General features: G+C 44.8%; 10 protein-coding genes and 3 tRNA genes. 10 read left to right on the top strand and 3 right to left on the bottom strand.

All coding sequences use genetic code 11. The features are described from left to right. Nucleotides 1-49 precede the first annotated feature (49 nt). Nucleotides 50-1,108 (bottom strand): small ribosomal subunit biogenesis GTPase RsgA, encoded by a 1,059-nt coding sequence (gene rsgA / locus ACE1SE_RS17375; protein ID WP_374051932.1) that lies wholly within the window; start codon nucleotides 1,106-1,108, stop codon nucleotides 50-52. Between the two features lie 123 nt (nucleotides 1,109-1,231). On the opposite strand from rsgA, the gene orn reads away from it, so the two are divergent. The 3 genes from orn to ACE1SE_RS17360 all read left to right on the top strand — a co-directional run bounded on the left by orn (nucleotide 1,232) and on the right by ACE1SE_RS17360 (nucleotide 2,200). Continuing rightward, complete coding sequence (gene orn / locus ACE1SE_RS17370) at nucleotides 1,232-1,777, top strand: oligoribonuclease (RefSeq protein ID WP_374051931.1); 546 nt, start codon at nucleotides 1,232-1,234, stop codon at nucleotides 1,775-1,777. Nucleotides 1,778-1,994: 217 nt separating this feature from the next. After that, a tRNA-Gly gene (locus ACE1SE_RS17365) sits at nucleotides 1,995-2,070 on the top strand. A 54-nt stretch (nucleotides 2,071-2,124) separates the two neighbouring features. Next, nucleotides 2,125-2,200: transfer RNA gene (locus ACE1SE_RS17360), tRNA-Gly, on the top strand. A gap of 98 nt (nucleotides 2,201-2,298) precedes the next feature. Here the strand turns inward: ACE1SE_RS17360 and ACE1SE_RS17355 are convergent. Continuing rightward, nucleotides 2,299-5,661, bottom strand: a complete 3,363-nt coding sequence (locus ACE1SE_RS17355) for an indolepyruvate ferredoxin oxidoreductase family protein (RefSeq protein WP_374051930.1) — start codon at nucleotides 5,659-5,661, stop codon at nucleotides 2,299-2,301. A gap of 383 nt (nucleotides 5,662-6,044) precedes the next feature. On the opposite strand from ACE1SE_RS17355, the gene ACE1SE_RS17350 reads away from it, so the two are divergent. Continuing rightward, nucleotides 6,045-6,120: transfer RNA gene (locus ACE1SE_RS17350), tRNA-Gly, on the top strand. 430 nt (nucleotides 6,121-6,550) lie between these two features. After that, on the top strand, nucleotides 6,551-7,984 hold the full coding sequence (locus ACE1SE_RS17345; RefSeq protein ID WP_374051929.1) for a 4-hydroxyphenylacetate 3-hydroxylase family protein: 1,434 nt from the start codon (nucleotides 6,551-6,553) through the stop codon (nucleotides 7,982-7,984). A gap of 541 nt (nucleotides 7,985-8,525) precedes the next feature. On the opposite strand, the gene queG is transcribed toward ACE1SE_RS17345, so the two are convergent. Next, complete coding sequence (gene queG / locus ACE1SE_RS17340) at nucleotides 8,526-9,683, bottom strand: tRNA epoxyqueuosine(34) reductase QueG (protein WP_374051928.1); 1,158 nt, start codon at nucleotides 9,681-9,683, stop codon at nucleotides 8,526-8,528. A 205-nt stretch (nucleotides 9,684-9,888) separates the two neighbouring features. Here queG and tsaE point away from each other — a divergent pair, with 205 nt between their 5' ends. The 5 genes from tsaE to hfq all read left to right on the top strand — a co-directional run bounded on the left by tsaE (nucleotide 9,889) and on the right by hfq (nucleotide 14,967). Continuing rightward, nucleotides 9,889-10,353: a tRNA (adenosine(37)-N6)-threonylcarbamoyltransferase complex ATPase subunit type 1 TsaE gene (gene tsaE / locus ACE1SE_RS17335; RefSeq protein ID WP_374051927.1), complete on the top strand. Its 465-nt coding sequence runs from the start codon at nucleotides 9,889-9,891 to the stop codon at nucleotides 10,351-10,353. 14 nt (nucleotides 10,354-10,367) lie between these two features. Then, on the top strand, nucleotides 10,368-11,684 hold the full coding sequence (gene amiB, locus ACE1SE_RS17330) for an N-acetylmuramoyl-L-alanine amidase AmiB (RefSeq protein ID WP_374051926.1): 1,317 nt from the start codon (nucleotides 10,368-10,370) through the stop codon (nucleotides 11,682-11,684). Nucleotides 11,685-11,744: 60 nt separating this feature from the next. After that, entirely contained in the window at nucleotides 11,745-13,610 is a 1,866-nt protein-coding gene (gene mutL, locus ACE1SE_RS17325; RefSeq protein WP_374051925.1) for a DNA mismatch repair endonuclease MutL, read from the top strand. Continuing rightward, nucleotides 13,603-14,544 carry a tRNA (adenosine(37)-N6)-dimethylallyltransferase MiaA gene (miaA, locus tag ACE1SE_RS17320; protein WP_374051924.1) on the top strand — a complete coding sequence of 314 codons (942 nt, stop codon included), beginning with the start codon at nucleotides 13,603-13,605 and terminating at the stop codon, nucleotides 14,542-14,544. The genes mutL and miaA overlap by 8 nt, the downstream gene beginning before the upstream one ends. Nucleotides 14,545-14,664: 120 nt before the next feature. After that, nucleotides 14,665-14,967, top strand: a complete 303-nt coding sequence (hfq, locus tag ACE1SE_RS17315) for an RNA chaperone Hfq (RefSeq protein WP_099132664.1) — start codon at nucleotides 14,665-14,667, stop codon at nucleotides 14,965-14,967. The last annotated feature ends 5 nt before the right edge of the window (nucleotides 14,968-14,972 follow it).

Below are 14,972 nucleotides of genomic sequence, written 5' to 3'. Positions count from 1 at the left end.
TATTGTACCTGCCATTATTTTTAATGTCAGGGTATCGTTAATTATTGCCTTATTTTTGAGCGATTGTGAAATTTCGGCGTGGTTTAACCTGCGCCATGCTTTCCAGAATCCGGTGGTAATTTTCGAAACGTTCCTGAGCAATGGTGCCTTGTTCCAATGCTTTCTGTAAGGCACATCCAGGATCATCCAGATGTTTGCAATCACGGAACTTGCATCCTCCCAGATATTCGCGGAATTCGACAAAACCTTGTGTAACCTGTTCTGGCGTTAGATGCCACAATCCAAACTCACGGACACCTGGAGAGTCGATCACATCTCCCCCCAATGGGAAATGGTAAAGGCGTGCGGCGGTGGTGGTATGCTGACCGAGGCCTGAGTTATCTGAGACATTATTGACCAGAATATCTTCTTTAATGTCAGGCAACAGGGTATTGAGTAAGCTGGATTTCCCGACGCCAGATTGGCCTGCAAAGATACTGATTTTGTTAGCCAGCAGAGCGGTCAGTTCAGGGATACCCTCGCCGGTATAGCTGGAAACATCCAGTACGCGATAGCCGATATGGCGATAGATATCCATGACTTCGTTAACCCACTCACGGCTTTCGGCATCCAACAGATCGATTTTATTGAGTACGATCAGAGGCTCGATATTAAGTGTTTCGCATGCGACTAAATAGCGGTCGATAATATTTAGCGAGAGTTCAGGCAAAATGGCGGAAACTATCACGATTTGGTTGATATTTGAGGCAATGGGTTTGATGCCATCATAATAGTCAGGACGAGTAAGAACGGACGTGCGTTCATGAACCGCTTCTACGATACCATTCACTCTGACATCAGACTGGAGTTGTAGCGCTGGGCGCCATACAACGCGATCACCAGTGACCAATGAGGGTATTGTCCTACGGATATTGCAACGCTGTATAGAAGAATCTGCTGCTTCAATATCGGCATGTTGCCCGAATCGGCTGATCACCAACCCTTCTTGTGGTTCACCAAACTGGCTGTCATCCATTTCTGGTTTTTGAGCATCAGCCTTATTCAGCTTGCGCTGATGATTGGCTTGCACACGGCGTTGTTGCCCTTTGGAAAGTTTACTTTTAGCCACCGAACCTCACTTATTTTTTGTTTATCTTTCATCTATCTTGCTGATCATCGCTGTGAGAGATCAAAAACGTTATGATACCTCACAGATACAGACTACCTCTTTTGAAGGAAACTAGGATATATCATGTCAAAAAGTGAGAACAATCTTATCTGGATAGATTTAGAGATGACGGGGTTAGATCCCGAGCGTGATCGCATAATTGAAATTGCGACTATTGTCACCGATTCGGAATTGAATATCCTTGCAGAAGGGCCTGTGATTGCGGTTCATCAGCCGGATGCGCAATTGGCATTGATGGATGATTGGAATGTACGGACGCATACTGCCAGTGGATTGGTAGAACGTGTAAAGAAGAGTCAGTTTGATGATGCGCAAGCTGAAAAAGCAACCATTGCTTTTCTGGAACAATGGGTGCCGGCAGGAAAATCACCCATTTGTGGCAATAGCGTGGGGCAGGATCGTCGTTTCTTGTTTCGTTATATGCCAGAGTTGGAAAAGTATTTTCACTACCGTTACTTGGATGTCAGTACGCTTAAAGAATTGGCCCGTCGTTGGAAGCCTGAGATGTTGTCAGGGTTTAGCAAAAAAAATACCCATCAGGCATTGGATGATATTCGGGAATCTATTGCTGAATTGGTATATTACCGTGAGCACTTTATCCAGAAGTAACTCATTATTCCAAAATAAAGAGCGGTATTTGGTACAAGATTTGCACATAAATTAATCTCTGCGTTGATGATTAAGCGGATTTTTTGCTGCTTTAATCATCAATCGGAGAAAAAACACAATTTTTTGGGTTGTGGGACTTGTCAGAGGAATAATTTCTCGTATAATGCGCTCCCCGTACCGATGAAGAATTTCAACAGTACGACATACCAGAATGTATGCGGGAATAGCTCAGTTGGTAGAGCACGACCTTGCCAAGGTCGGGGTCGCGAGTTCGAGTCTCGTTTCCCGCTCCAAATTAAAATTTATTCGGGTATTTCAAGTCAGGCTTAATGCAAGCCGTATAAAATGCGGGAATAGCTCAGTTGGTAGAGCACAACCTTGCCAAGGTTGGGGTCGCGAGTTCGAGTCTCGTTTCCCGCTCCAGATTCAGGACTGTAGATGTGATAGACGTCTGCAAGTCATAGAAAAAAGGGCCTTATGGCCCTTTTTTCATTATAAAATAATAGATTACCAACTTATTTTTATAACGATTTCAACAGCTCTTCTTTGCTTTCCAACATGCGTTTCATCGCTTTTTGTTTCACATGACCAAAACCCCGCACCTGAGTAGGTAACTCAGCAAGTTGCAGGCAAGTTGCCAAATTATTGCGTTCCATTTTTTCGATTAAAAAATCAATTAATCGCTCATACTCAAGCAGTAAATTTCTTTCCTGTTTACGCTCCTCCTGATAGCCAAAAATATCAAAAACAGTGCCGCGCAGCGATTTACATGCGGCAAGAAAACGGAATACAGGAACGATCCACGAACCATATTCCTTTTTTCCGCGTTGGCCTGTACGGGGATCTTTGCGACTAAAGAGAGGAAGACTGAGGTGAAAACGGATGGTATCTGTATTATCAAATTGCGAGCGGAGATTATCGAAAAAACCGGTTTTAACGTAGAGTCGGGCGACTTCATATTCATCTTTATACGCCATTAGCTTGAATAGATTTTCAGCAATGGATTGAGTAATTTCTTCTGCATCGATCTGCTGAGCTACCATTTGAACCTGAGCAATACGGCTGAGATAACGCATCGCATATCTTTCATTTTGATAATCAACCAGAAATTGATACCGATGCATAATGAGATCGTCCAGACTTTTTATATTTTCTTGCGGCGTAATATTAAGGTGTTTTTGCAGAATATCGGGTTGTGCTGCCGCGATGCGTCCTATACAAAAAGCGCGTCGGGCATTATCTGCTGAGACTCCCAGCTCTTGCATTGCGTTGTTGATGGCAGATAATGTGATTGGAAGCTTGCCGAGCTGCCAGGCATAACCCATTAATATGATATTTGTTTGGTCTCTGTCACCGACTAGATGAGCTGCCATTATTTCTGCATCAATGGAGAGTAATGCTTGTGTATGTTGATTCAGGGTATCTCGCATTTTGGGATTATCTAAATCCAGCATAGAGGAGCGAAGCATAGTGCCGATTTGGGTTTCATGGGTGTTCAGTATGCATTTTGTTGATCCCCTTGACATCACTTCCAGTGCATTTTGCCCTGTTGCAGCCACCAAATCGGCGGCGATAACCAGATTAGCGCGTCCGCGATCAATCCTGACTTGATGTAGTTTATCCTTGTTATGGCATAACCGAACATGGGTTATGGCTTCCCCTCCTTTTTGCGCAAATCCGGTAAAATTGAGCAGACTGACAAAGCAGTTATCTAATTGTGCGGCATTCGCAAGTAGATGTCCTGCGGTGACGATACCCGTACCGCCGATACCGACTAACAGGATTTCATAAGGTGTTTCGGCAGAAGCCAGTGTTGGCTGAGGTAGTTTGTGGATAATTTTATCTAACTCAGTCTGTGTGATGATCTTACTGAGATCTGCACGTGAGTTAGCATTTTCGACAGTGATAAAGCTGGGGCAGAATCCTTTCAGGCAGGACAGATCTGAATTGCAAACGTGTTGGTCTATCTTGCGTTTAGTGCCTAAAGGTGTTTTGACTGGAACTACGGCAAGGCAATTTGATTGTATTTGACAGTCACCACATCCCTCACAGACCAATTCATTGATGACGGCGTGCCGCGTCACTTTTGGCGCTAAACCACGTTTTCTTTTACGACGTAGTTCTGTGGCACAGGTTTGATCGTAGATAAGTACCGTTACGCCAACGATATCCCGAAGACGCTTCTGTACATCTTCCAGATAATCTCGTTCATAGAGCTTCACATTGGCAGGAAAGCGGTTTTTATATTTATCCATGTCATCCGTCACGACAACCACTTCTTTCACACCTTCTGCAAGCATTAAAGAAACAATTTGCGATAGGGTGATATTCCCATCCAGCGGTTGCCCGCCTGTCATCGCCACAGCATCATTGAACAGCAATTTGTAAGTAATGTGGCTTCCTGCGGCGACTGCTTGGCGAATGGCTAAGTGGCCAGAATGGAAATAGGTGCCATCTCCCAGGTTTTGAAAGACATGGGAGCGATTGACAAACGGGGCATGTCCTATCCAATCGACACCTTCCCCCCCCATTGGCAAGAGACCGTTTCCGGTGTTGCGATCCATCCACGTAGCCATAACATGGCATCCAATACCAGGCTGAGCTTGGCTGCCTTCTGGTAAGCGAGTTGAAGTGCTATGGGGGCATCCGGCGCAAAAATACGGTGTACGTTTGGGTAACGTTGCATCGTGCGGAATGGTAGTTGTTGACCATTCTGGTGGCACGGAGAGAAATAAATTGAATTGTTGTAACCATCCAGAAAGTGGCGCAGCAACCCGTGAAGGGCGTAGTTCAACGTCAGCAGGTAACAATTTCTGACCAAGATGGTTATGCTTACCTATCAGATTGGTCATTTTCTGTAATTTAACTAATTGATGAGCGAGCAGCATCTCAACGATAGCGGCTTTTTCTTCAATAACAAAAATATGGCTGACTTGGGTAGCCAGCTCGCTGAGAAGCGGTGATAAAGGATAAACCAAACGGACATGGAGAAAAGCGACGCCTTGCTGGGCCAGTTCAGAAGGTGTGAGCCCCCCGACACGCAGAGCTTCCATAACATCCTTATGGGCCTTACCAACCGTTACCAATAAAGCATGTGGATGTTCGCAGGGGGCGAGCAGGTAATCAATGGGGTTAAGTTTAGCGAACTCTTCGACAGCTTTCAGTTTATAGGGCAGGCGCTTTTCAATTTGTGGGCCAGGGAGATCAGGCCAGCGCCAATGCAGCCCATCGGGGCCAGGATCAACTTGGGGAAATTGATAATCAGGAAATGGTTTGCTTTCTCTGACGGCACCACTTTCCACGACTTCACTGATTGCTTTAAAGCCAAACCATGTACCACTAACACGTGATGCCGCCCAGCCCCATAAACCGACGTCGAGATAATCGGCAACTGATGCCGGGTGTAAAACAGGCATACTCCATGCCATCATCGCAAGATCAGATTGGTGAGACATGGAAGAAGAGACACAACCGTGATCGTCTCCGACGATAACCAGCACACCACCGTGCGGAGAGGAGCCGTAGGCATTGCCATGTTTAAGTGCATCACCGGAACGGTCGACGCCTGGTCCTTTGCCGTACCACATACCAAAAACGCCGTTAACCTGCCTGTCTGGATCTGTTTCGACTTTTTGTGTTCCTATCAGTGCATCGGCTGCGAGATCTTCATTGACGGCAGGTTGAAAGCGAATGTTGGCCTGAATAAGTTCTTTGCTGTGTTGCCATAATATTTGATCTAAGCGGGCTAAAGGAGAGCCACGATACCCTGAAACGAATCCCGCGGTATTGAGATTGTGGATTTCATCCAACTCAGCTTGAGCGAGTAGAAGGTCAACCAGCGCCTCAGTGCCCGTGACAAATTTAGATTGATAATATCGAGCCATGTTCCTGACCCTCTCTTAAGAGAATAATTATCTAATTAACAACGAAAATTGTTGTTAATCTATTTCCACAAAATCGTTAGTACAAGCATAAATCTTATTAGATGTTGGTTAATTGTTTATTTAATGTTAACTCCGTGCTATCTGGTATTCCAGATAACTGTTGGGGTGATGGTATGAATTTTTTGTGCCAGACAGGAGTGTGTGTCTTTTGAGCGTTTAGCATGAGAGTAAATGCAAAGGACTTGCCATTCTATCTTAACATGTTCATAATGGCGTCCATTCCTGATATGCAGGATCTAAGAATTACCTATAACTCATAAGGTTAACAGGATTCAAGTTCAGCATTCAGGCATCTCAGGCTAATAAGATTAGCTGTCAGCGACGCGGGAATAGCTCAGTTGGTAGAGCACAACCTTGCCAAGGTTGGGGTCGCGAGTTCGAGTCTCGTTTCCCGCTCCAATTTCCTCCATTCTGTTATTTTTCCTCCAATAAGAATATTTACGTTTGTGATTGTATTTTATCTATTTAATGTTGATTAAGTTAATCTATCTATTACTCATTATCACGATAGCGCTGGAATTTGATATCGCTTTTCTGACTAATTCACAAGAATATATTTCAGTGCATTGAAAAGTAAAATTTTTTGTTAGCACTGGAACGGTAATATTCCTCATGATCACCATTGAGATCTTGCATCTGTAGAATAATTGCAGTCGGTATTAGTGACATTCATAGATTCTCGCCTTTTGCGATATTTAACATCTGTATTGTCGTTATATTCGTCCTAAATAGGAGTAATTATCTTCGTGTATTAATTGCTGGTGCTGATTAAAAAACCTCTTTTCTTAACCTTTGAAAAATCGTAGCTCGCGATAGGAGTATAGAAGAGATGATAAGAACTGGAGAAAGGTATCTTGATGATTTGCGTGATGGTCGAACTATTTTTATTAATGGGGAGAAGATCACAAATCATGTAGATCATCCAGCGTTTAAGAATGCCATTAGGTCGGTTGCGAACTTATATGATTATAAAGTTGAACATGCCGACAATATGACTTTTAAGACAGAAGCAGGTGAGCAGATTGGCTTATATTGGCAATTGCCGTCTACACCGGAAAAATTAATTGCTCGTGGTCATGCCGCATATGAGTGGGCTAAGCAGACGGTTGGCTGGCTCGGAAGAAGTCCTGATTATGTTGCATCAGCTCTTACAGGAATGATAACGCATATTGAGTTATTTGAATCTTATTCACAAGAACGGGCCGATGCTTTGCGAAATTATTTTTCCTATGTGAGTGAAAAAGATCTTTATTTGACTTATGCGTTGATTAACCCACAAGGTGACCGTTCAAAAACGCCTGGTGAACATACTAAGAATATTTACCATACTCTTGGTGTAGTGGAGAAGAATGCTAAGGGAATTATTGTCAGAGGGGCAAAAATGTTGGCAACGGGAGCCGCTCTGGCAGATGAAGTTTTGGTTGGTACGCATTATCCCCTTAAACAGGGAATTGATGAGCGATATGCACTCTCTTTCGCTATGCCACTTAATACCAAAGGCATCAAAATTATTTCAAGAAAATCTTACGAATTAGGGGCAAATCCCAAAGATTACCCACTATCGTCTCGGTTCGATGAAAATGATTCAATGATCTATTTTGATGATGTGCTGGTGCCTTGGGAAAGGGTATTTGTCTTCGAAAACATTGAGATGTGTCTCTCTCAGTTAGATTCAACGGCAACAGAAGTGATGATGGATACCCAAAGCCTGGCTCGTTATGCTGTGAAGTTACATTTTTTGGCCGGATTAGCTCAGGCTATGGCTGAAACAAACGGTGTTGAGCAGATCCCCGCAGTGAAGGAATCACTTGCACAGTTAGCCTGTTATGCAATGAATGTTGAGGGGCTGTTTAATAGTGTACTCCATTGTCCCAAAATTTATAACGGGTTTTATGTGCCGGATAAAACGCTGCTTTATACGTATCGAGTTATTTCACAGTCAATCTATCCCAATGTATTAGAAACGATAAGGAAATTGGCTGGTGGTGGTATTTTGATGTTGCCATCAAGCGAGGCAGATTTCGAAGATAGTGAGATTTTAGGCATCATTGAGAAAACCCAATATTCGTCAATTGCTTCTCCGGTAGAAAGGGTTAGGTTAATGAAGTTGGTGTGGGATGCAGTTGGGTCAGAGTTTGCTTCAAGGCATCTCCAATATGAGTTGTTTTATGCAGGCGCCCCTTATCAGATGTTAGGGCGTCTTTACAAGCAGTACGATTGGGAAGCGTCCAGAGCATTGGTGGAGAAGATAAGAATACTTTAATTTGGGGTATGGAGATGTAGTGGTAAGGGAGAGTTAGCAAAGAAAGTGCCAGCGTGAAATGTTGGCACTTATTGCAAGCCCCACTCAAAATAAATTGTCGATAAAGCGCTTGCTATCCTGTTCCAACAGGTCCATAATGCCGCCTCATTTTTGAATGGGCAGAGGAAAATTTCTCTGTTAGCGTCTAGAATGAGTGAGCGAACTATTACTTTGCTGCTGATTTCTGGTGTTCGTGACTAGAACTCAATTCTTGTTTTTTATCCACAGTTTTTAACATTATCACTCTATTTAGTCACCTGATGAGACTCTACTTATTACACAGAGTTATCCACAGGAGGCTTCTTTGTGTGTGTTTTTTTTGAATTACCATTCACAACTACAGTTCAAACTTAACTTATTGATTAATTAAAGTAATTAACCTAATTTAAAAATAACATGATCAATATTTATTTTCTGTTTGTTGGTTGATCAGCAAAGTATTTTCATTTTATTCACAAGGAAATGACCGGCTTTTTTTACCAGAAATTTAACTGTCTAATTATTATGCATCTCTGGGCAGGCCTTTGGTTATTGCTCTTATCAATCGTTTTTGTTGTGAGGTTTGAACTTCAATGGCATTAGCGTTCCGGCGAGCCATTTGTTGGGTTATCGCCCAGTGGATATGTTCATCCAAAACTTCACTTAAGCCGAACCGTTTTTCCAACGCTAATACGACATCATCTTGATAGGGGGCATTGCCTAAGGCGACGGAAATGTTGCGTAACCAGCGCAAATACCCAATACGGCGAATTGGCGAACCTTCCGTGATACGCAGAAACTTTTCCTCACTCCAATTAAATAACGCCAGCAGGTCAGGGGTATGTAGTGCGGCACGTGGGCTAAAGTCAGCTTCATCTGTTAATTGAGAAAAACGATTCCAGGGGCAAATAAGCTGGCAATCATCGCAGCCATAAATTCGGTTGCCCATGAGTGGGCGAAATTCTTCTGGAATGACACCTTCCAATTCAATGGTCAGATAAGAGATGCAGCGTCTGGCATCGATGGTGTAAGGCTCAACAATGGCACCCGTTGGACAAGTTGTCATGCAAGCCACGCAGCGCCCACATTGTTCCTCTTGCGGAGCATCAATGGGCAGGGGAAGATTAATCAGCAATTCACCAAGGAAAAACCAGGAGCCGGATTCACGATTTAATGTAAGTGAGTGTTTACCAACCCAACCAAGTCCCGCTTTTTCTGCCAGTGGGCGTTCCATAATCGGAGCGGAATCGACAAAAGGACGAAAATTCAAAGTTCCCTGATATTCATGAGCGCTGCAATATTCTTGGATCTTATCGCCCAGTTTTTTGAGACGCTGACGCAGCAGTTTATGATAATCTCGACCCAACGAATAGCGGCTAATATAACCCATTTGCGGGTTGTTAAGCGTACTGGCAAACGCTGCTTTAGCCGGCAGATAATTCATGCGTACACTGATAACCCGTAAAGTTCCTGGCAGAAGCTCATGAGGACGGGCGCGCATCATGCCGTGACGAGCCATCCAGTCCATTTCGCCATGATATTGCTTATCAAGCCACTCCTGTAGCCTCGGCTCTTCTGCCGATAAATCGGTGTCACAGATGCCGATTTGCTGGAAGCCAAGAGAAAGACCCCATTGCTTGATGTTGGTTGCCAGAAGATGCAGATCGAGGGGGGTTGTCATGAAATATCAAATTACTGCTGAAAGAGAGGGATTAGTTTAACACAGAGGGAATTGAATACAAAAAATGTGGCATATAGCTGTTACAGTAGCACAGAAGATAGTAAATGATAATGTCTGAATTATGTTATGGTTACTGGTTAAGCTATTTAACTGATATGTCTACCTGTTAGTTTCTAATTCAATAAATCAAAACAGATATTTTTCAATGAAAGAACTCGTTTTATCACTTCCAAATGAAAATGCCACAGTTGCGTTGGGTAATGCAGTGGCGGCAGTTGGCGATCGCGGCTATGTTATTTATCTATATGGCGATCTTGGTGCGGGAAAAACCACATTCAGCCGTGGTTTTCTGCAAGCTCTCGGCCATCAGGGGCATGTGAAAAGTCCGACTTATACGTTAGTCGAGCCTTATGCCTTACAACCACGGCCTGTCTATCATTTCGATCTTTACCGTCTGGCTGATCCTGAAGAGCTGGAGTTTATGGGGATCCGGGATTATTTCCATCAGGACTCTATTTGTCTGGTGGAGTGGCCCCAGCAGGGCGCTGGCGTTTTGCCTGATGCAGATATTGAGTTGTACCTGAGTTATGACAGTGACGGGCGTCAGGCACATTTTGTTGCGTTATCTGAATATGGTGAAAGTCTGTTGGATCATTTGAAGTCCTTATGAAGGAATACCCGATCATGATGAATGCCTTTTTCGTGGATGTGGTAAAAAAATGGCGTGCCTGTTGGGTGATGGCCTGTGTTTTGTTTTTCATGTTGAACCAGTTGGTTATGACGACAGCATCGGCGGCTACGCTGTCGAATATTCATGTGAAGAATGGTCCATCTGAGGCCGTTGTAACGCTGGAATTCGCTGGTGGGCATCCTGATTATCGGTTCTTTTCTTTGCATTCTCCTGAACGGTTGGTGGTGGATATCCGTCAATCCAGTAAAATTATTGGGCTACCGATGCGTTTATCTGGTCAGAATCTGGTAAAACTGGTACGTTCCAGCCAGCCACCTGATGCACATCATCAGCGGGTGGTGTTGGAGTTAGCACATAAGGCCACAGCTACATCGGCGGTGAAAAATGTCGGCAATAAATCGCAAGTGATGATGACACTGAAAACCGCTGGAGTAGTGAACAATTCACCAGTATCAACTAACCATGCCTTACAAAATGAAAGTAAGCGATCACTTACAAATAATGGTCAACTTACGGGAAAAGAAACTAAGCCAGTATCGAATCACCGTGAGCAAGGTGTGAAGAAACAGGCTGCCCAATCTGCACAAGGAAGAGTGTCCCGCCCGATTGTCGTTGCCATTGATGCGGGGCATGGAGGGCAAGATCCTGGGGCGATTGGGCAACGGGGGCTGAAAGAAAAGAATGTCACGATTAATGTTGCCCGTAAATTGGAAGCCCTTTTGCGCAATGATCCCATGTTTACGCCTGTGTTGACGCGAAATGGCGATTATTTTATCTCTGTAGCGGGGCGTTCTGAAGTCGCCCGTAAACATAAAGCCAATATACTGGTATCAATTCATGCCGATGCAGCTCCCAATCGCAGTGCCAGAGGTGCTTCTGTTTGGGTGCTCTCCAACCGCCGTGCAAACAGTGAATTGGGAAATTGGCTGGAACAGCATGAAAAACAATCAGAATTACTGGGGGGAGCGGGAGATGCTCTTGCCAATGGTACTGATCCGTATCTGAGTAAGGCCGTATTAGATTTGCAATTTGGGCATTCACAGCGGGTTGGTTATGACGTTGCCATGCAGGTATTGAGCCAGCTATCCAGAATTGGTTCCCTGCATAAACGTACACCGGAACATGCAAGCCTTGGGGTTTTGCGTTCACCGGATATTCCATCCATTTTAGTGGAGACAGGCTTTATCAGTAACGTGTCTGAAGAAGGGTTATTAGGCTCCAATCAGTATCAGGAAAAACTGGCACAGGCTATTCATTCGGGATTACGTCACTATTTTCTGGCTAATCCATTGCAAGCTGCGCCAAAGTAACCAAATATACGCTTATCAGAACAGGTCTGATAAGTGCTGAATTGTAAGTAAGGTCAAATTATGGCTATCAAGATATTACCCCCACAATTGGCAAACCAGATTGCTGCCGGTGAAGTGGTTGAACGCCCTTCTTCTGTAGTGAAAGAGTTGGTGGAAAATAGCCTTGATGCCGGTGCAACCCGTATTGATATTGATATTGAACGGGGTGGCGCAAAGCTGATCCGAATTCGTGATAATGGCTGTGGGATCAGTGAGCAGGATTTGACGCTGGCACTGGCGCGCCATGCAACCAGTAAAATTGCGTCATTGGATGATTTGGAAGCGATTGTCAGTATGGGCTTCCGTGGGGAAGCTTTGGCGAGTATCAGTTCTGTTTCGAGGCTGACATTAACTTCCCGTCCTGAAAGTCAGGCAGAAGCATGGCAATCTTATGCCGAAGGCCGTGATATGGACGTCACGATAAAACCTGCTGCTCATCCTGTGGGAACAACGGTTGAAGTGTTGGATCTGTTTTATAACACGCCTGCCCGCCGAAAATTCCTGAGAACAGAAAAAACGGAATTTGGTCATATTGATGAAGTCGTGCGCCGGATAGCTTTGGCGCGGTTGGATGTCGCCATTAACCTGAATCACAATGGGAAATTGGTGCGCCAGTATCGTCCTGCGAAAGATGAATCTCAGCATGAACGGCGTCTGGCAGCCATTTGTGGGGCCGCTTTTGTGCAACAGGCGCTGGCGTTGTCATGGCAGCATGATTCTTTGTCGATTAAGGGCTGGGTTGTAGATCCGGTCAATACGGCAGTGAGTGAGATCCAATATTGCTATGTCAATGGGCGCATGATGCGGGATCGCCTGATTAACCATGCGATTCGTCAAGCTTATCAGGATTTGATTAAGGGGGAGCAGCAACCCGCTTATGTTTTGTATCTCGAAATCGATCCGCGTCAGGTGGATGTCAATGTACATCCAGCCAAACATGAAGTGCGTTTCCATCAGGCTCGCCTGGTACATGATTTTATTTATCAGGGGGTGGCTGCGGTATTGAAACAACGCGGCGCGGGGGATGAATTGGCGCTTGGTTGTCAGGAAAGTGCTACAAGCTGGGTGCCGGAGAATCGCCCTTCTGCGGGAGAAAACCACTTTACCCGCAAGCGTATTGAGCAAGCAGATGAGGCACCTTCACGGCGTCATGAGCATCATGATCGTGGTACACAGCAAATGCATCATGAGGAAAGCTACCAGAAAAAACAGGGGGAGTTGTACCAAAAAATGATGCAATTCTCCTCGGAAGAAAAACGTCCGTTATTTCCAGAGCGGGGCGTGCGGGAAGGGGTATCGGTTTCTGCTGTTCCTGTGCCATCGGGACAGGGGAAACATAGCTTTGGAAAAGTATTGTGTATCTATGCAGGTTGTTATGCTTTGATCGAATCCTCATCGGGAATCGGGCTGCTGTCCCTGCCAGTTGCTGAACGCTGGTTGAAACAGGCGCAACTGACCCCCGGAGAACAGGGGCTTAAATCCCAGCCATTATTGATCCCACTGAAACTTGCCCTTAATCAGGCAGAAATGAGTGTCTTAAAGCGGAATAGTGACTTATTAAAGACTTTTGGCATTGAATCGACAGTCGCACATGGAAAAGTAACCATTCATGCGGTATCGTTGCCTCTGCGTCAACAGAACCTGCCGAAACTCTTGCCGGAACTGTTGGGCTATCTTGGGGAACAGTCAGCCGCTTCTGTTGAGCAGGTTGCCAGTTGGCTTTCCCGTTACGTGGATAGCGAGCATAAAACGTGGAACATCGCGCAAGCCATCCAGCTTTTGGCTGATGTCGAACGCCTTTGCCCTCAACTGGTGGGATCGCCGCCGGATGGGTTATTACAGTTAATTGATTTACAAGCAGTGGTGGCATTCCTTAATCATGAGTGATTTAAAAACTCAACATCTGCCGACAGCCATTTTTATCATGGGGCCGACGGCTTCAGGGAAAACGGCGTTATCGATCGCCTTGCGCCAGCATCTTCCGGTTGAATTAATCAGTGTCGATTCTGCGTTGATTTATCGTGGAATGGATATCGGGACAGCAAAACCTTCCGCAGAAGAGCAGGCCCTGGCACCTCATCGTTTGATCGATATTCTTGACCCTGCGGCAGTCTATTCTGCCGCTGATTTTCGCCGTGATGCATTGCAAGAAATGGCAGATATCACGGCGGCCGGGAGAATACCACTTCTGGTTGGTGGAACCATGCTATATTTCAAAGCATTGTTGGAAGGATTATCGCCTTTGCCTTCCGCAGATCCTGTGGTTAGGGCGCAGATTGAACAACAGGCAGCAGAGTTGGGATGGGATGTGTTACATCGACAATTACAGGAAATTGATCCCATTTCTGCGGCAAGGATTCATCCTAATGATCCACAACGTCTTACTCGTGCACTGGAAGTTTTTCGAATTTCGGGTAAAACTCTAACTGAGTTGACTGAAACGTCTGGAGAAATATTACCTTATCGAGTTCATCAGTTTGCGATCGCGCCGACAAGTCGTGAAATTTTGCATCAGCGTATCGCAGCCCGTTTTGAACAAATGATCAATTCAGGGTTTGAAGATGAGGTAAAAGCACTTTATGCTCGTAGTGATTTGCATACAGATTTACCCTCCATTCGTTGTGTTGGTTATCGTCAGATGTGGTCTTACCTCGCGGGCGAAATTTCTCATGATGAGATGGTTTATCGTGGTATCTGTGCGACACGCCAATTGGCGAAGCGTCAGATCACGTGGCTCAGGAGTTGGGACAATGTGGCCTGGTTGGATAGCGATCAACCTAAACAAAATCTAAACACAGTCATGCAGGTTATTAGTACATAAATTCATTGATTGTGTACAATTGATCAGTATCAGTGATCAGTACAAAGTGTCATTTTTGAGTAGTTACTTTTTCGAACCAATCGGTTCTTAGTTAAAAACAACAAATAAGGAAAATATAGAATGGCTAAGGGGCAATCTTTGCAAGATCCATTCCTGAACGCTTTACGGCGTGAAAGGGTCCCGGTTTCTATTTATTTGGTAAACGGCATCAAATTGCAGGGTCAGATTGAATCTTTTGACCAATTTGTCATTTTACTGAAGAACACGGTTAGCCAGATGGTTTATAAGCATGCCATCTCTACGGTTGTACCTTCCCGTCCTGTGTCTCATCATGGTAACAACCAGAATGTGCCAACTGGCGTTGGAAATTATCATGCTGGTACTAACCCAGCAGTACAACAGGAAGGCGATGGCGCTGAATAAATCAG

Origin of the sequence: Xenorhabdus taiwanensis (assembly GCF_036512875.1) — a bacterium.
Taxonomy (GTDB): Bacteria; Pseudomonadota; Gammaproteobacteria; order Enterobacterales; family Enterobacteriaceae; genus Xenorhabdus; species Xenorhabdus taiwanensis.
Note: the sequence above shows the minus strand (reverse complement) of the source record. Positions and strands in the feature narration are given on the sequence as shown.